Origin of the sequence: Solibacillus cecembensis (assembly GCF_050272495.1) — a bacterium.
Lineage (GTDB): Bacteria > Bacillota > Bacilli > Bacillales_A > Planococcaceae > Solibacillus > Solibacillus cecembensis.
In genome coordinates this window covers 1-18,370 of record NZ_JBNNMF010000026.1, presented here as the reverse complement: position 1 = coordinate 18,370, position 18,370 = coordinate 1, and the positions used below count along the sequence as shown (strand labels likewise).

The following is an 18,370-nucleotide window of genomic DNA, read 5'->3' as shown; positions in this document are numbered from 1 at the left end:
CAACTTATGATTCAAAATGATATTGAAAAAGTTGTAATTACAGAAGAACAAATTCAGGAACGTATTAAAGAACTTGGTGCACAACTAACGGAAGAATATTCAAACAGATTCCCGCTTGCCATTGGTGTTTTAAAAGGAGCAATGCCTTTTATGACCGATCTAATGAAACGCTTTGATTCTTATGTAGAATTAGATTTCATGGATGTAACGAGCTATGGAAATGCAACAGTTTCTTCTGGTGAAGTGAAAATTGTGAAGGATTTAAATACGAGCGTAGAAGGTCGAGATGTCCTAATTATTGAAGATATTATCGACAGCGGTTTAACATTAAGTTATTTAGTGGATTTATTTAAATATCGTAAAGCAAAATCAATTAAAATTATTACATTACTGGATAAGCCTTCAGGTCGTAAAGTACCTTTAAATGCTGATATTGTTGGCTTTGAAGTACCAGATGGTTTTGTAGTGGGCTATGGTTTAGACTACGCGGAGAAATACCGTAACTTACCGTATATTGGCCTGTTAAAACGTGAAGTTTACTCGTTTTAATTTTGAATTTGAGCAGAATTCGCCATAATTCGCTCAACTGTTAAAAATACTTGATGCTTTTCATTGTATGAAATTTTCAACGTATGTTAAGATTTTACTTATAGTTTTTCTGTAATGTTGTGAGGAGGCTGGGGATGAATCGAATATTTCGATACACCATATTTTATTTACTAATATTTCTCGTGATTATCGGGATTTTTGGCACATTTAATGGTGGAAAAAAGACAACTGAAGAAATGAATTTTTACGAATTCTTTGAGGCATTAGATAGTAAAAAGGTTGATTCTATAACAGTTCAACCGGACAATAAAGTATATAAAATAGTCGGACAATTAAAAAATGCTAAAGAGGGTGAAACATTTACTGTAAACATCCTTGAAAATGACACAGAGTCAATTAAAAGCATTATGCAAATTGAGAAAGACTACCCAGAAGTAAAAGTTAAAGAAGCGCCACAAACGAGCGGCTTCGTAACATTTATTACGAGCATGATTCCGTTTGTCATCATTATTATTTTATTCTTCTTCCTATTGAGCCAATCTCAAGGTGGCGGTAATAAAGTAATGAACTTTGGTAAATCAAAAGCTAAGCTTTATGATGACCAGAAGAAAAAAGTGCGTTTTACTGATGTAGCAGGTGCTGATGAAGAAAAGGCAGAGCTAGTTGAGGTAGTTGACTTCTTAAAAGATCACCGTAAGTTTACGGAAATCGGTGCACGAATTCCTAAAGGTATCCTACTTGTAGGTCCTCCAGGTACGGGTAAAACATTACTTGCACGTGCAGTAGCCGGTGAAGCAGGCGTTCCATTCTTCTCGATTTCAGGTTCTGACTTCGTTGAAATGTTCGTCGGTGTCGGTGCATCTCGTGTACGTGACTTATTCGAAAATGCGAAGAAAAATGCGCCATGTATCATTTTCATTGATGAGATTGATGCAGTAGGTCGTCAACGTGGTGCAGGTCTTGGTGGTGGTCACGATGAGCGTGAACAAACATTAAACCAATTACTAGTTGAGATGGATGGCTTCGGTGCCAACGAAGGGATTATTATTATTGCTGCGACTAACCGTCCAGACATCCTAGACAAAGCATTATTACGTCCAGGTCGTTTTGACCGTCAAATTACGGTTGGACACCCAGATGTAAAAGGTCGTGAAGCAATCCTTAAAGTTCACGCACGTAACAAACCACTTGCGGATACGGTTGACCTTGCTGCAGTAGCGCAACGTACACCAGGATTCTCAGGTGCCGATTTAGAAAACTTATTAAACGAAGGTGCACTTGTTGCAGCTCGTAAAAACAAGAAAACAATTAATATGGTCGATATTGATGAAGCGTCTGACCGCGTAATTGCGGGTCCTGCGAAAGCAAGTCGAGTTTACTCTCCAAAAGAGAAAAAACTGGTGGCGTACCACGAAGCGGGTCACGTTGTTGTTGGTTTAGAATTAGACGAAGCAGATACAGTTCATAAAGTAACAATCGTACCACGCGGTCAAGCGGGTGGTTATGCGATTATGTTGCCAAAAGAAGAGCGTTTCTTCACGACGAAGCAAGAATTACTTGATCGTATCGCGGGTCTACTTGGCGGACGTATTGCAGAAGAGGTTGTGCTTGGTGAAGTTTCAACAGGTGCGCATAATGACTTCCAAAAAGTAACGAGTATTGCACGTGCAATGGTTACGGAATATGGTATGAGTGATAATCTTGGTGCTGTTCAATACGGCTCAAGCCAAGGAGCGAATCCGTTCTTAGGGCGCGATTTTAACTCAGATCAAAACTATTCAGATTCAATTGCATATGAAATTGATAAAGAAGTACAAAACATTGTTGAAAGACAATATAAACGTACAAAACAAATCCTTACAGATAAACGTGAATTGCTGGATTTAATTGCGAATACGTTAATGAAGAAAGAAACATTAAACGCGCAAGAAATTGAGCATTTACGTGATCACGGTACACTTCCACCAGAAGAGGTTATCGCAGAGGAAGAATCGACAACTAAAGAAGTTATAAAAGTAGAACCAATGCCAACGTTAGAAAAGGCGGGTTCAGCTACGATTAATGAAGAGGTTGTCGGTCAAGAAACAAATCCAACGGTCGCAAATTTAGCAAAAGATGTCCCGGCAGAGCGCCCTCAAGGCATCGATGAAGATCGTAAATAATATTTTACAAAACTGCTTACCTCTTTCAAAAAAAGAGGTAAGCAGTTTTTTTACCTTCGATTCAAAATACTTGTGTAAGGAAAGAGGCAATTATATAATTGACCAGTCAACAGTTGACTAGTCATATAAAGGGGGATTTTATGACGAGCATGGAACAAATGAAGCAAATCATCTTGTTAATGAAAACGATTGATCGTCAAGTGACAATGCAGTTTGAAAAGCAGACGGACATTAGTATGACGCGCTATGAACTGCTGTGCACTCTACTTGATGGTGGAACAGTTCCACAACAAGTGTTAAAACAGGCTATCCAAATTGATCAAGCCGCCATTACGAGACATTTAAAATTATTAGAAGAAGAAGACTTCGTTATGAGGAGTCGAAATACGGATAATAATCGAGAGGTGCTTGTAAGTTTAACAGAGGAAGGGCGCGCGCGATTGGTTCACTGTCAGGATGATAAAAATGAATATTTCAAGCAATTAACAACTCAATTTTCTGAGCAAGATATACAAACCTTGTATACATTGTTGGAAAGATTAAAGCACAATAGCGATAAAAGCAAGTAGGTAAAAATAATACAAATAGTAACGATTCAAGTAAGGGAAGATCATAAATCAGTTCGTAAGTATATAAAAATGTACGGTTCATCACGTATTGCAGTTGAAATAATTACAAGCGCCCTTTACCAAAAAGATTAGACGAAATTCACAGGAGCTTTTGGATATCTACTTTGCTGTGTAGAAATCAACGAAACACTATAAAGATGTTGTTTAAATGTGGTATGATTTTTTTCAAGACATGTAAAAAGTAGGTGACGTGCGTGAATTTAGTAATGGATGCGGGCAATTCCAATATCATTCTAGGGATATATAAAGATGATAAACTGATGTATCACTGGCGAATGGAAACAGATACAAGGAAAACAGAAGACGAATACGCAATGCAAATTAAAGCGTTTTTCACGCATGAAGGCATTATATTTGAACAAATTAATGGAATTATTATATCCTCAGTTGTACCACCTATCATGTTTGCGCTAGAGGCAATGTGTAAAAAGTATTTCTCAATTCAGCCATTAGTTGTAGGCCCAGGTGTAAAAACAGGGCTCAACATTAAATATGAAAATCCGCGTGAAGTAGGTGCAGATCGTATCGTGAATGCGGTCGCAGCATTAGCTGAATACGGCGGGAAACCGTTAATCATTGTCGACTTTGGAACGGCTATTACGTATTGCTACTTAAATAAATACGGTGATTATATGGGGGGCGCGATTGCACCCGGTATAGCGATTTCAACTGACGCTTTATATACACGGGCATCTAAGCTTCCACGGATAGAAATTGCACGAACACCGCATGTAGTTGGCAAAAATACGATTGCCGCAATGCAAGCGGGTGTGTTTTATGGTTTTATTGGTCAGGTTGAGGGAATTGTTAATCGGATGAAAATGCAAAGCAAGGAAGAACCGTTAGTCATTGCAACAGGTGGATTAGCGAATCTAATTGCAAGCGAAACCCAAATGATTGATGTAGTCGACGCTTTTTTAACGTTAAAAGGTTTGCATATAATTTATAAAAGAAATCAATAGAGAAGAGGAATTTTCAACATGAAAGATTATTTAGTAAGAGCCATCGCATTTGATGGACAAGTACGTGCATTTGCAACAAAGACAACAGAAACGGTGAACGAGGCACAAAAGCGTCATAATACATGGCCGATTGTATCCGCAGCACTAGGTCGATCAATGACAGCTTCTGTTATGATGGGGGCTATGTTAAAAGGTGAAGAGAAAATTACCGTAAAAATCGAGGGGAACGGTCCAATTGGTCCAATCATTATCGATGCTGATGCAAAAGGTGATGTGCGTGGTTTCGTAACAAATCCCCATGTGCATTTTGATTTAAATGAGCAAGGAAAATTAGATGTGCGTGCTGGCGTTGGGACAGAGGGAACATTAACAATCGTGAAAGATTTAGGCTTACGCGATATGTTTTCAGGTCAAACACCGATCGTATCAGGAGAAATTGGTGAGGACTTTACGTACTATTTCGCAAAATCAGAGCAATCCCCTTCATCGGTTGGTTTAGGCGTATTAGTGAACCCAGACAACACGATTTTAGCAGCAGGCGGTTTTATCATTCAATTAATGCCAGGCTGCGAAGACGAAACAATTGATGAGATTGAAAAGCGTTTATCAGCGATTGAGCCTGTGTCAAAAATGATAGAAAAAGGCTTTACGCCAGAGCAAATTTTAGAAGCAGTATTAGGGAAAGAAAATGTCCGAATTTTATCGTCAATGCCTGTTCAGTTCCAGTGTCAGTGTTCAAAAGAGCGTTTTGGTGCGGCTATTATTGGTTTAGGTGTGAAGGAAATCGAAGAAATGATTGTTGAAGATGGTCAAGCTGAGGCGCAATGTCATTTCTGTTTAGAAAAATATCACTTCAGCCGAGAAGAACTTGAAGGATTAGTGAATGAAATCCAATCGTAATTTACACCAAACTACACCACAAACACCGCAAAATATACCGTTCTTACAACGACGCTTAAAAACAAAACCAACGTTGGTATTATTGTTACTTTTGTTAATCGGAAATTTATTTTGGTTTGTGTTATGGTTACTCCCATCTGAAGGTTCAACATCAAAAGACGGCAGCGAGCAAGTGGCTGCCGTTGATGGAGAGATCATTACGCGCCAACAATGGCTGGCAGAAATGGAAAGCCGTTATGGAAAAGAGACATTGCAAGACTTAGTAAATGAGGCTGTTATGGAGAAGGCTGCGAAAAAGTATAAAATTGATGTAACAGATCAAGAAATTGATTTAGAAATCGCTTTGCTACGATCTGCACAGGATGCAAATGATTCATCAATACATAGCTTATCGACAGAGCAACTACGTCAAAAAATACGAGCGCAGCTTTTATTAGAAAAAGTATTAACATATGATATCGTTGTAGAAAACGAAGCGGGCGAAAAATATTATGAGGACAATAAGTCTCTCTATAATATTTCGACGACGTATCGGACGAGTATCGTTATTGTCAATACAAAGGAAGATGCTGAGCGAGTAGAAAAAGAGCTGAAAAATGGTTCGGATTTTGCCGTGATAGCACGCGAACATTCAGTGGACACAGCATCTGCAAGTCTTGGTGGGGATATAGGCTTTGTTGCAGAAGGTCAATCCACAATAGAAAAGGCCATTTCGAAAGCCGTTCAAAAACTAAAAGCAAAAGAAACATCAAAGCCTTTTGTATTAAGTGATGGTCGTTATGCCATTGCGTATGTTGCAGAAGTGCTAGAAGGGAAATCATTCTCTTATGAAGATGTAAAACAGCATGTCAATCGACAAATTGCCTTGGAACAATTATCACCGTCGATTACACCTGAAGCTTTTTGGACTACATTTGAGGCGACTTGGTTTTACGGGGAAACAAAAAAATAAACAAAAGTGCGATTTACGATATGTTTCATATGGTAAATCGCCTTTTTTATGCGAATTTCTAACTATGATTAAATGTAAAGTGAAATAATAGTTAGAAAATTCGAGAAATAAATCGAGGAAACAATTGACAATGACTAGTAAAGGTTGATAAAATACGAATTAAGGAAAACCTATCGAGATGGTAGGAATTAAGAGGGGAATGGATACTATGAGTAAATTAGCGAATTCAGTGGCGGATTTAGTAGGTCGTACACCAATCGTCAAGTTAAATAATGCAACAAACGAAAATGAAGGTACGGTTTATGTAAAATTGGAATATTTCAACCCAGGTTCTTCAGTTAAGGATCGTCTTGCGCTAGCGATGATTGAAGCGGCTGAAAAGGATGGTACATTAAAACCAGGTGGCACAATTATTGAGCCAACATCAGGTAACACAGGAATTGGTCTAGCGATGATTGCAGCAGCAAAAGGCTATAAAGCAATTTTAGTAATGCCAGAAACAATGTCATTAGAACGCCGTAATTTATTGCGTGCATATGGTGCGGATTTAGTATTAACACCTGGTCCAGAAGGAATGAAAGGCGCGATTGCAAAAGCGGAAGAATTATCAGCATCAGAAGGCTATTTCCTACCACAGCAATTTAAAAATGCAGCCAATGCTGAAATCCATCGTTTAACAACAGGTCCTGAAATAGTAGAAGCATTTGAAGCAGACGGTTTACAATTAGATGCATTTATCGCAGGTATCGGTACGGGTGGAACGATTACGGGTGCAGGTGAAGTATTAAAATCGAAATTCCCACAAATCGAAGTGATCGCAGTGGAGCCAAAAGATTCGCCAATTTTATCAGGTGGTAATCCAGGTCCACATAAAATTCAAGGGATTGGTGCAGGGTTTATTCCAGAAGTACTGGATACAAACGTGTATACGTCGGTATTCCTAGTGGAAAATGAAACAGCATTTGAATACGCACGTAAAGTAGCACGTGAAGAAGGTATTTTAGCAGGGATTTCTTCAGGTGCAGCCATTTATGCGGCGATTGAAACGGCGAAACGTTTAGGTAAAGGGAAAAATGTATTAGCAATCATTCCATCAAACGGTGAGCGCTACTTATCAACGCCTTTATATCAATTTGAAGACTAATTGAATCCAATATAAAAGCATGGCGGAAATTTCGCTGTGCTTTTTTATTGTTTAAGGGGATTTTCGCGAATATGGCATCATTTAAAAAAATGTCAAATAAAAATTTTCGCGTATCATTGGATTTTCATAGTATTATCAAGTTTAATAAAGAAAACAACAAGAGAAGAGGCGAACGGGTAGATGCAACAGCTAGAATATCAAGTATTTTCCATGACAAAGGATGAATTTTTCTATAGCTTTCAACAGCAAACAAAGACCCTCAAAGAAAAGGCTTTTTTAGAAAGTGGACGCGGTGGAAACTATTCTATAGCAGCTTGGAATCCAATCGCAACAGCAAAATCAGTGGAAGACGGATTACAAATTGCATGGCTTGATGGGACGGTCGAAGTGAAACAAGGCGAGCCGTTAGCGCAGCTTGAGCAATTGATGCATAACTACAAATTAGAACGTATTCCACATTTGCCGGATTTCCAAGGTGGTGCGATCGGTTTTATTTCATATGATTATGCGCGCACAATCGAGGTATTACCTGATCTTGCAGAGGATGATTTACAAATTCCAGATGTTTATTTTTACTTATTTGATCATTGGGCCGTACATAATGTGAAAACAGATGAAGTGACACTTATGAAGCGATTAGATAGCACAGTCGATTTACAGCAGTGGCAACAACAGTGGCAAGCAGGGGCACAACAAGGAATGGCTACGCGCATATTTGGACAAGAAAATGCAACTGAAATTAATGAGGATGCAAGCGAGCTCGAAGTATCATTTCATGCACAGGATTTTGAACGAGCAGTTGAAAAAATTCAGGAGTATATCGGACAAGGTGATGTGTTCCAAGTGAATTTATCTGTGCGTCAAGGCAAGCGATTAAATGCACCACCGATTGTCATGTATGAAGCGGTGCGTTCATTTAACCCATCTCCTTATATGGCGTATATCGAGAGTGCAGATTTTGCGGTTGTCAGTGGTTCACCAGAATTACTCATTAAACGTGACGGTACAGAATTGTCGACAAGACCAATTGCAGGTACACGCCCGCGCGGCAATTCAGAGGAACAAGATATAGCACTTGCAAATGAACTAATCGACAACGAAAAAGAACGAGCAGAACATGTCATGCTCGTCGATTTAGAACGCAATGATTTAGGACGCGTCTGCCATTACGGCACGGTGGAAGTAAATGAATTTATGGTCATTGAACGCTATTCACATGTCATGCATATCGTTTCCAATGTACGCGGACAGATGGCACGAGGAATATCCAATGCAGATGTCATTCGTGCCATGTTCCCAGGAGGCACGATTACAGGTGCACCAAAAATTCGCACAATGGAGATTATTGAAGAGTTGGAGCCTGTTCGTCGTGGACTTTATACAGGTTCGATTGGCTGGCTTGGTTATAACGGCGATTTAGAGCTTAATATTGTTATTCGTACAGCGTTTATTCAAGATGGCATGGCTTATATTCAAGCGGGTGCAGGAATTGTCATTGATTCCATTCCGGAAAATGAATATTTAGAGTCGATGAATAAAGCAAAAGCAATGTGGCAAGCAAAAGCGATGGCGGAAGGGGCAGTACAATGATTTTAATGATCGATAATTATGATTCGTTTACGTATAATATCGTGCAATATTTAGGGGAGTTTGGTTATGACATCATTGTTAAGCGTAATGATGAAATTACAGTGGAGGAAATTAACGCGCTTTCACCAAAAATGATTGTCATTTCACCAGGACCTTGTACACCAAATGAAGCAGGTGAAAGCTTAAATATTATTGAACAGTTTGCTGGTAAACTCCCGATATTAGGCGTTTGTTTAGGGCATCAAGCAATTGCGCAAGTATTTGGGGGCAATGTGATCCGAGCAGAACGCTTAATGCACGGCAAAACGTCACCAGTCATGCATAGCGGTATTGGTTTACATAAAAATAATGCCAACCCGTTTCAAGCAACGCGTTATCATTCATTAATCGTAGAGCGTGAATCTTTACCGGATTGTTTAGAAGTAACGGCATGGACAGCAGAAGGTGAGATTATGGGGCTCCGTCATAAAGAATGGGCGATTGAAGGGGTACAATATCATCCAGAATCAATCATGACGGAAGATGGCAAACAATTGCTGCGCACGTTTATCGAGCTGTACTGCTAAGGGGGAATGACTGTGCTTTGTTGGATGAATGGACACTATATTGAAGAACAAGAAATGAAAATTTCACCATTTGATCATGGTTTTTTATATGGACTTGGTTTTTTCGAAACGTTTCGCACGTACGAGGGACAGGCTGTTTTTTTACAAGCGCATTTGAATCGATTATTAGAGGCATTAAAAGAATACCGAATTGCGTTTCCGTATACGCTGACGGAGCTAGAGGAAATTATTCATCAATTAAATGCGCAAGATGGGCAAGACGGCTATTTTAGGCTGAATGTTTCGGCAGGTCCGCATAGTATCGGGTTAGCACCGACGGAATATGTGGACCCGACAGTCATCATTTTCCGTAAGCCATTGCAAATAGCAAAGCGCGGTACGGAAAAACAAGCGGTATGGTTAAAAACACCGCGCAATAGTCCAGAGCAAGAAATTCGCTATAAAAGCCATCACTACGGAAATAATGTGAGAGCCCGACTAGAGTTGCCAAGCTTAGCCGAATTCGAAGGTTTTTTTACAACGAAGCAAGGCATTGTAGCTGAAGGAATCACATCAAATGTTTTTTGGGTGAAAGGTGGTATACTGTATACGCCATCTATTGAAACGGGTATTTTACCAGGGATTACGAGAAAAATTGTACTCGAATTAGCGCAGCAGATAAAAATCCCTGTACGTGAAGGGGCTTTTATTAGGCAGGAGCTTGAACAGGCTGATGAATGCTTTGTTACGACGGCGGTACAGGAGCTTGTGCCAATTTCGAATATTGGAGAAGTCCGTTTTGCGGGCAATGAAGGTCGAATTTATGGGAAATTACACAATGCTTACTTACAAAATATTGTCGATCGATTAGGGAGAAATTAAATGTTAGAAAAATATAAAACACTGTTACTTGTCAATAACATTGCACTGGATTTTACGAAGGAAACATTTGTGATGGGCATTTTAAATGTGACACCGGATTCCTTTTCAGACGGGGGACAGTATGATTCCGTTGAGACGGCTTTAAAGCAAGCGAAAAAGATGGTAGCGGATGGTGCGAAAATCATCGATGTTGGTGGTGAATCAACACGCCCTGGCTATACACGTATTTCAGACGAAGAAGAAATTGCGCGTATTGTCCCGGTAATTCGAGCGCTTGTGAGGGAAGTCCCAGCCATTATTTCGGTGGATACGTATAAATCCGTAGTGGCGCGTGCAGCGATTGAGGCAGGGGCACATATGATTAATGATATTTGGGGAGCAAAGGCAGATCCAGAAATGGCAACTGTAGCTGCTGAGCTAAATGTACCGATTATTTTAATGCACAATCGCCAAACAGCGACTTATACAAACTATTGGTCAGAATTTATGGCGGATATAGAAGAAAGCGTTGCAATTGTTAAAAATGCGGGTGTTCCAGATGAACATATTTTACTCGATCCGGGTATTGGTTTTGTGAAGAACTTAAACCAAAGTATTGAAACGATGCAACGTCTCGATGATTTAGTAGCACTTGGTTATCCGGTGCTTCTTGCAACATCACGTAAGCGCATGATTGGAACGGTGTTAGATTTACCTGTGGAAGAACGCGTAGAAGGGACAGCTGCAACTTGTGCATTTGGTGTACAAAAGGGTTGTCATATAATGCGTGTCCATGATGTAAAGGAAGTCGCACGAACTGTAAAAATGATAGATGCGTTAGTTGGAAAATATATGGTCCAAGGTGAATTGGCACCAAGGCATTAAGGAGATAGAACATGGATTATATTCATTTAAGAGAAATGCAATTTTTCGGCTATCACGGAGTACTACCGGAAGAGAATGTACTAGGCCAACGATTCCGCGCCAATGTGTCATTAGCGGTAAACATGAAGCAAGCTGGTGAAACGGACGACTTAACAAATACAGTGAGCTATGTAGGCGTTTATGATATTTGTAAAGAAATCATGGAAGGTAAGCCATTCAAGCTAATCGAGGCGGTAGCAGAAACGATTGCTACGCGCATTTTGACGCAATATGAAGGTCAAATTTACGGTTGCCGTGTGGAGGTAATTAAGCCAGATCCGCCGATTCCAGGACATTATAAGGAAGTTGCGGTGGAAATTGTGCGAGGTACATTTTCATGAATGAAGTGTATTTATCAATTGGAACAAATATTGGTGAACGTGAAAAGAACTTGCAGCGAGCTATTCAAGTTTTAATGGAACAATCTGCTGTTCAAGTGACACATGTTTCGTCTATTTATGAAACGGCAGCAGTTGGCTATACAGAGCAAGCGGACTTTCTAAATATTGCCGTAGCAGTTGAAACAACGTTAATTGCCCAGGAAATACTTGAAGTTTGTCAGTCAATTGAAAATGAATTAGGGCGAGTTCGCGAAATGCGTTGGGGACCTCGAATCATTGACCTTGATATCTTGCTCTATAATCAAGAAAATATTGAAACAGAAAACTTAATTATTCCACACCCGAGAATGTTTGAACGGGCATTTGTTTTAGTGCCTTTGCAGGAAATTGCACCGAGTAATGGGAAGGTCCATGAAAAGGCTACACACATTTTGCAAGCATTCGATATCGAACAAGAAGGCGTAACGCTTTGGAAAAAGGTAGATTCGATTGAGGAATTCATGAGGAATTGATAGAAACGTTTATAGCCGTACAGGAGGAAATAATAATGACAAGCGTACCAAGCGTACAAGAAAAGCCATTCCAAATTGGTAAACATGTCATGGATAACCGTGTTGTACTTGCCCCAATGGCTGGTATTTGCAACTCGGCATTCCGCTTAACAGTAAAAGAATTTGGCGCAGGTTTAGTATATGCGGAAATGATTAGTGATAAATCGATTAACTTCCGCAACGAAAAAACGATGAACATGCTTTATATTGATGAGCGCGAAAACCCACTCTCTCTACAAATTTTCGGTGGTGACAAAGAGAACTTAGTCCAAGCAGCCAAGTATGTAGATAAAAATACACCAGCAGACATTATTGATATTAATATGGGTTGCCCTGTAAATAAAATTATCAAATGCGAAGCGGGTGCGAAACTTTTATTAGATCCGAATAAAATCTATGAAATGATAGCGGCGGTAGTTGACGCTGTCGATAAACCGGTTTCAGTGAAGATGCGCATCGGCTGGGATGAAGAGCGTGTATTTGCAGTAGAAAATGCGCAAGCGGCCGAACGTGCTGGTGCTTCTGCTATTGCGATGCATGGTCGTACACGTGTGCAAATGTATGAAGGAAAAGCAAACTGGGATATTTTAAAGGAAGTAAAAGAAAACATCAACATTCCGTTTATGGCAAATGGCGATGTTGAAACACCGCAAGATGCGAAACGTATTTTAGAACATACAGGGGCAGATGGTGTGATGATTGGTCGCGCGGCACTTGGAAACCCATGGATGATTTATCAAACGGTACACTATCTTGAAACAGGTGAGTTAAAGCCGGAACCAAGTGTACGTGAAAAAATGGACGTATGCTTACTTCACTTCGAACGCTTAATGCAATTAAAAGGTGAAAAAGTGGCTGTACGAGAAATGCGTAAACATGCGGCATGGTATTTAAAAGGTATTCGTGGAAATGGGCTAATCCGTAACGCCATTAACCAAGCGGAAACGAAGCTAGAATTAGTAACGTTAATTAATGGGGTTGTATCAGAAATGGAAGAACACGCAGCTATGGAAGAAGAAATTGCGAAAATAAAAATTGTTTAATGTCTAGTAAACATCACAAATGTGGTGTTTTTCTTTATTTAGAAAAAAATAGTTCGAAAATGATGTGAATTAATTCGAAATGGGTGAACGCACAACAGAAATACTGTACAATAGAAATATTGTAGAAGTGTTACGCGGACTGCGGACAACTAATTAAGGAGTGACAAACGTGTCAAATATTGAAGAATTAAACGACCAACTTTTGGTTCGTCGCCAAAAGATGACAGATATTCGCGAAAACGGCTTAGATCCATTCGGTGGACGTTTCGAGCGCACGCATTTATCAACAGAGGTAACAGCGGAGTTCGATCAGTTCGATAAAGAGCAATTAGAAGCAGAACCAAAAGAAGTAGTAATTGCAGGACGTATTATGACAAAGCGCGGTAAAGGGAAAGCTGGATTTGCACATCTTCAAGATTTAGCAGGTCAAATTCAAATTTACGTGCGTAAAGATGCAGTGGGCGATGACGCATATGAGCTTTTCAATAAAGCAGATCTTGGTGATATCGTTGGTGTGAAAGGGAATGTATTCCGTACACAAGTAGGCGAATTATCAGTAAAAGCAACAGAATTCATTTTCTTAACAAAAGCATTACGTCCAATGCCAGAGAAGTTCCACGGCTTACAAGACATTGAACAACGCTATCGTCAACGTTATTTAGATTTAATGACAAACGCAGACAGCAAGCAAACATTCATTGCACGTTCAAAAATTATTCGTGCGATTCGTAACTACTTAGATAACCAAGGTTTCTTAGAAGTAGAAACACCTATGCTTCACACAATTGCTGGTGGTGCAGCGGCACGTCCGTTTATTACACACCACAATGCATTAGATATGGAACTATACATGCGTATCGCAATCGAGTTACACTTAAAACGTTTAATCGTTGGTGGCTTAGAAAAAGTATACGAAATTGGTCGTGTATTCCGTAACGAGGGGACTTCAACTCGTCACAATCCAGAATTCACGATGATTGAATTATATGAAGCTTACGCGGATTATAATGACATTATGGATTTAACTGAAAACTTAGTTGCTCATGTTGCTCAACAAGTATTAGGTACAACTTCTGTTCAGTACGGCGAAGATACTATCGATTTAGCGGTAGGTTGGAAACGTCAACATATGGTCGATGCAGTTAAAGAAGCAACAGGTGTAGATTTCTGGACGCCAATGACAGTAGAAGAAGCACGTGCACATGCAAAAGAGCAAGGTGTTGAAATTAAAGACGCGCATGAAGTAGGTCACATTATTAATGAATTCTTCGAGCAAAAAGTAGAAGAAACATTAGTACAACCAACATTCATTACAGGTCATCCAGTTGAAATTTCACCACTTGCGAAGAAAAACCCAGAGGACGAGCGCTTCACGGACCGTTTTGAGTTATTTATCGTTCGTCGTGAGCATGCCAATGCTTTCACAGAACTAAATGACCCGATCGATCAGCGCGAGCGTTTTGAAGCACAAATGGCTGAAAAAGAAGCAGGTAACGATGAAGCACATGAAATGGATAATGATTTCATTGAAGCATTAGAATACGGTATGCCGCCAACAGGTGGATTAGGTATCGGTATTGACCGTCTGATCATGCTATTAACAAACTCACCATCAATCCGTGACGTACTATTATTCCCGACAATGCGTCATACATCGAAATAATTATAGAAAACTAAACCAGGAAAATCCATGCGAAAGACGCGCGGATTTTCCTGGTTTTTTGTGTTTGTATATTTAAATGATGATTGTTTAAAATTTTTTACTTTATTGAAATTATCCTCTAAAGATATTCGAAACCATGTCCCCTTGAATCGGCTCAACCCCGTCCTTAAATTGAATGCGCAATGATTTCGCATTGTTTAGATCAGGTGAATCCATCACTTGGAAATGCAAATGTGGTTCAGAAGTGTTTCCTGAATTCCCACATTTCCCGATGCATTGCCCTTCTTTTACAAGTTCCCCTATTTTAACTTGGATAGAGTCCTTCTTTAAATGAGCTAACAAACTATATTCTTTATTTGCATGTTCAATGACGACATAGTTTCCGGCAGCATTTACAGCATCCATTTCACCAGGAGTATAATCCACTAAGCCATCGATCAATTGAATTACTTTCCCATCCGCTGGGGCTAGAATTTCTTCATTAAATGCGTAGAAATTTTCACATAGAGTAGGTGTGTTTTGAAAAGACATCCCATCTCGAACTTTTACAAGATCGTATGCATAGCGCATATGTTCATACGCATAATGGTAATTGATGAATTCATTGGCGCCACCCCAAAAAACAAACCATTCCCCCGATATTGGCATGCTATATGCATTTTTAGTTAGTTGGTTATCCGTGTCGGGGTAAGTTATGTACGGTTTTATTAATAAACTTTGAATTTGATTGGATTTGTCAAATGAAACAGCAATCCCTCGTTCTCTTTGATCATCTACCCAAATATAATGATGTAAATTTTGCGAGGATGATTTAAATTCAATTTGATAAGATTGAACTCCTTCATTAAAAGATGAAGCGACTGTAATAAACTGTTCTAATGGTAGTGATTGTTGAAAACCAGCTGACATGCAACGGTAAATCTCCTCGAAATTTTCACTTTGGAATAACTGACCAAACTGTTCTGGTTTAATAAATGAAATTGACAACGAAAAAACCTCCTAATTGTACTACAAAATGGTATTTTCCTATTTTATACGAAATGACAGATAAAAAAGTTTCGATATTTTAATTGAGTTATTCTGAAGGGAGTTCATATTCAGTTCAGATAGTCATTATAAGATAAGGATAGAAAATAGATGGAGGGCAAATAAATGAAATTAGCATTAAAAGAAATTAAAAAAAGTAAAGCTAAGTTTATAATTTTAGGATCAATCGTATTTTTAGTTAGTTTATTAACGTTTATGATATCAGGATTAGCAAATGGTCTATCACAAGATAATTCAGCTTTAATTAAGGACTTACCAAAAGGGCAATTTTATATGAATGAAGACGCGGACCAAACATTGAACATGTCCCGAATTACTGAAGAATCGCAGCAACAAGTACTTGATGAACAGGAAGATGCAGCAGCGTTTTCAATTCAAATGGGTTTTGTTAATGATGCAGCAGACAAACAGCACGGTGTAGCGTTCGTCACTTCGACAGAATCTCCTCATTTTGAAAATGTAAAAGCAGGGGAAGTTGTATTAGACAAATCGTTACAAGATAAAGGGATTCAACTAGGCGATGTTTTAACGAATAATCAATTTTCTAGTGAGTTTAAAGTAATAGGCTTTGTTGATTTGAAAAAATTCAGCCATTCTCCAGTAGCTTATATTAACATGGAGAACTTCAAAGAAATTTACCGAGTGAATGAAATGCAATTACTATATGTTCCAAATGGTGACGATTCTGTACAATATGCAGGCTTAGAAGGATTTTCAAATAAGGAATTTTTAAATACGATTTCAAGTTATAAAGCAGAACAACTTTCATTAAATATGATCGTATGGTTTTTAGTTGTCATTAGTGGCATGTTGTTTGCGATTTTCTTCTATATGATGAACGTACAAAAAATCGGCCTTTACGGTATTTTAAAAGCTATCGGATTAAAAACGAGCAATCTGTTCGTGCTAATTTGGACGCAAATGTTTGTTATTACAGCTATTGCATTGCTTATGTCGGTTGCACTTAGCCAGGTATTCAATACCTTTGCGCCAAGCGGTATGCCATTTACGTTAACATTCGCGACAACGCTTCAACTTTCAGGTGTGTTTTTAGTTATCGGCTTTATCGGCTCGACATTATCAGGTGTACAAATCAAAAATATTGAACCACTACAAGCAATTCAACAAGGAGAGGCTTAATATGACGATATTTCAATTAGAAGGAATTCGTAAATCATTTAAAACGGGTGAAGTACAGGAAGAAATATTAAAAGGTGTTAACTTAACGTTACGAGAAGGCGAAATTACGGCACTTGTCGGAGCATCGGGCTCAGGGAAAAGTACGTTATTAACCATTGCAGCGGGATTACAGCCTACAACAGAAGGGAGAATTACCTTTAACGGGCAAGTTGTAACCGATATGAATGCAGAACAAGTACGTGGTATGCGTGCTAAGCAATTCGGATTCGTCTTTCAGTTCGCACATTTAGTTCCATTTCTAACGGTAGAAGAGCAACTTGAATTAATGTTAGATGTAGCAGAAACAAAACTGAACAAACGTGACCAACAGCAGGAGGTTGCAGGTGTATTAGAGCTTGTTGGAATGAATCACCGAAAATCAGCCTACCCAGCATCATTATCTGGTGGGGAAAAACAACGCGTAGCAATTGCGCGTGCGATTATTCACCAGCCAAAAATCCTATTTGCTGATGAACCGACAGCAAGCCTTGATTCAAAACGTTCTGTGGAAGTGATGCGTTTAATTCAAGAGCTGACAAAAAAGCTAAACATCACGACATTAATGGTGACACATGATGAAGAGATGCTAACGTATACAGACAATATCGTCAAAATGAGCGATGGTGTCATTATCGAAGAAGCGCGTTGATTGTATAAAACTCTAGAGAAAACACACAGACATGTTTTGTGTGTTTTTTTATTTATTTATATAGAAGGTTTAACTATGGGGAAGTGATTTACACACGCTACAAATGAACTTTTTGTACCAAAGCAAATTTAGGTGCAAAAATTGTTTATTGCCGTTTTAATAAGTTATTCAAGCATATCGGTAAAATTTATAACAATGAAATATGACGGTTTAATCGGAAAGTTATATATATCGTCTTTTATGTAGGTAATTTTATAAAAAATAAAATAAATAACAATAAAGTATTGCGTTATGATTGATATCGTGTTAAATTATTAGACGTCGCCAAAACATGGTGTACAAATATCCTGGAAAAAGCTAATAACACTTTTTAAAAAGAGTGTTGACTTTTAAATAACAGGATGGTAAGATAATAAAGTTGCTGTTGAGAGACAGTGAAAAACAACTTTAAAAAGTTGTTGACATGACGATTCAAGTTATGTTAAGATATAAAAGTTGTCTCTTCAAAAGAGGTAACGACATGAACCTTGAAAACTGAACAAGCAAACGTTAATGATTTAAACGTTTAAGTGATGAACTTAAATAAATTATAGATATCAACTTTATGTTGATACGCTAGCAAAGCAAATGAGCTTTCAAACTAACTATTATGGAGAGTTTGATCCTGGCTCAGGACGAA

18 protein-coding genes are annotated in these 18,370 nt (G+C 38.8%); 17 read left to right on the top strand and 1 reads right to left on the bottom strand.

All coding sequences use genetic code 11. The annotated features are described in order from the left end of the window. Positions 1-6: 6 nt before the first annotated feature. The 15 genes from hpt to lysS all read left to right on the top strand — a co-directional run bounded on the left by hpt (position 7) and on the right by lysS (position 14,816). Positions 7-549, top strand: a complete 543-nt coding sequence (gene hpt, locus ACQKIH_RS18780; protein ID WP_057989488.1) for a hypoxanthine phosphoribosyltransferase — start codon at positions 7-9, stop codon at positions 547-549. A gap of 134 nt (positions 550-683) precedes the next feature. After that, complete coding sequence (gene ftsH, locus ACQKIH_RS18775) at positions 684-2,711, top strand: ATP-dependent zinc metalloprotease FtsH (RefSeq protein ID WP_427768237.1); 2,028 nt, start codon at positions 684-686, stop codon at positions 2,709-2,711. A gap of 140 nt (positions 2,712-2,851) precedes the next feature. Further along, positions 2,852-3,280: a MarR family winged helix-turn-helix transcriptional regulator gene (locus ACQKIH_RS18770; RefSeq protein WP_427768236.1), complete on the top strand. Its 429-nt coding sequence runs from the start codon at positions 2,852-2,854 to the stop codon at positions 3,278-3,280. Positions 3,281-3,534: 254 nt separating this feature from the next. After that, positions 3,535-4,302 (top strand): type III pantothenate kinase, encoded by a 768-nt coding sequence (locus ACQKIH_RS18765; protein ID WP_057989482.1) that lies wholly within the window; start codon positions 3,535-3,537, stop codon positions 4,300-4,302. A gap of 18 nt (positions 4,303-4,320) precedes the next feature. Further along, complete coding sequence (gene hslO / locus ACQKIH_RS18760) at positions 4,321-5,202, top strand: Hsp33 family molecular chaperone HslO (protein ID WP_057989478.1); 882 nt, start codon at positions 4,321-4,323, stop codon at positions 5,200-5,202. Beyond that, entirely contained in the window at positions 5,186-6,154 is a 969-nt protein-coding gene (locus ACQKIH_RS18755) for a peptidyl-prolyl cis-trans isomerase (RefSeq protein ID WP_427768235.1), read from the top strand. The genes hslO and ACQKIH_RS18755 overlap by 17 nt, the downstream gene beginning before the upstream one ends. A 208-nt stretch (positions 6,155-6,362) precedes the next feature. Beyond that, positions 6,363-7,298 (top strand): cysteine synthase A, encoded by a 936-nt coding sequence (gene cysK / locus ACQKIH_RS18750; RefSeq protein ID WP_427768234.1) that lies wholly within the window; start codon positions 6,363-6,365, stop codon positions 7,296-7,298. A gap of 180 nt (positions 7,299-7,478) precedes the next feature. Continuing rightward, positions 7,479-8,888 carry an anthranilate synthase component I family protein gene (locus tag ACQKIH_RS18745; RefSeq protein WP_427768233.1) on the top strand — a complete coding sequence of 470 codons (1,410 nt, stop codon included), beginning with the start codon at positions 7,479-7,481 and terminating at the stop codon, positions 8,886-8,888. Further along, positions 8,885-9,454: an aminodeoxychorismate/anthranilate synthase component II gene (gene pabA / locus ACQKIH_RS18740; RefSeq protein WP_057989470.1), complete on the top strand. Its 570-nt coding sequence runs from the start codon at positions 8,885-8,887 to the stop codon at positions 9,452-9,454. Before ACQKIH_RS18745 ends, pabA begins: the two co-directional genes overlap by 4 nt. Positions 9,455-9,466: 12 nt before the next feature. Next, on the top strand, positions 9,467-10,315 hold the full coding sequence (gene pabC, locus ACQKIH_RS18735; protein WP_427768232.1) for an aminodeoxychorismate lyase: 849 nt from the start codon (positions 9,467-9,469) through the stop codon (positions 10,313-10,315). Beyond that, on the top strand, positions 10,316-11,179 hold the full coding sequence (gene folP / locus ACQKIH_RS18730; RefSeq protein ID WP_427768230.1) for a dihydropteroate synthase: 864 nt from the start codon (positions 10,316-10,318) through the stop codon (positions 11,177-11,179). Between the two features lie 11 nt (positions 11,180-11,190). Continuing rightward, positions 11,191-11,559, top strand: coding sequence for a dihydroneopterin aldolase (gene folB, locus ACQKIH_RS18725; RefSeq protein WP_427768229.1), 369 nt, complete (start codon positions 11,191-11,193; stop codon positions 11,557-11,559). After that, positions 11,556-12,071: a 2-amino-4-hydroxy-6-hydroxymethyldihydropteridine diphosphokinase gene (folK, locus tag ACQKIH_RS18720; RefSeq protein ID WP_427768227.1), complete on the top strand. Its 516-nt coding sequence runs from the start codon at positions 11,556-11,558 to the stop codon at positions 12,069-12,071. Before folB ends, folK begins: the two co-directional genes overlap by 4 nt. 35 nt (positions 12,072-12,106) lie before the next feature. After that, positions 12,107-13,153 (top strand): tRNA dihydrouridine synthase DusB, encoded by a 1,047-nt coding sequence (gene dusB / locus ACQKIH_RS18715; protein WP_057989461.1) that lies wholly within the window; start codon positions 12,107-12,109, stop codon positions 13,151-13,153. A 160-nt stretch (positions 13,154-13,313) separates the two neighbouring features. After that, positions 13,314-14,816 carry a lysine--tRNA ligase gene (gene lysS / locus ACQKIH_RS18710; protein WP_427768226.1) on the top strand — a complete coding sequence of 501 codons (1,503 nt, stop codon included), beginning with the start codon at positions 13,314-13,316 and terminating at the stop codon, positions 14,814-14,816. Between the two features lie 111 nt (positions 14,817-14,927). Here the strand turns inward: lysS and ACQKIH_RS18705 are convergent, their stop codons facing one another. Further along, positions 14,928-15,803: a M23 family metallopeptidase gene (locus tag ACQKIH_RS18705; RefSeq protein ID WP_427768224.1), complete on the bottom strand. Its 876-nt coding sequence runs from the start codon at positions 15,801-15,803 to the stop codon at positions 14,928-14,930. Between the two features lie 165 nt (positions 15,804-15,968). Here ACQKIH_RS18705 and ACQKIH_RS18700 point away from each other — a divergent pair, with 165 nt between their 5' ends. Then, complete coding sequence (locus ACQKIH_RS18700; protein WP_057989456.1) at positions 15,969-17,003, top strand: ABC transporter permease; 1,035 nt, start codon at positions 15,969-15,971, stop codon at positions 17,001-17,003. A gap of 1 nt (position 17,004) precedes the next feature. Next, positions 17,005-17,691 (top strand): ABC transporter ATP-binding protein, encoded by a 687-nt coding sequence (locus ACQKIH_RS18695; RefSeq protein ID WP_057989454.1) that lies wholly within the window; start codon positions 17,005-17,007, stop codon positions 17,689-17,691. The last annotated feature ends 679 nt before the right edge of the window (positions 17,692-18,370 follow it).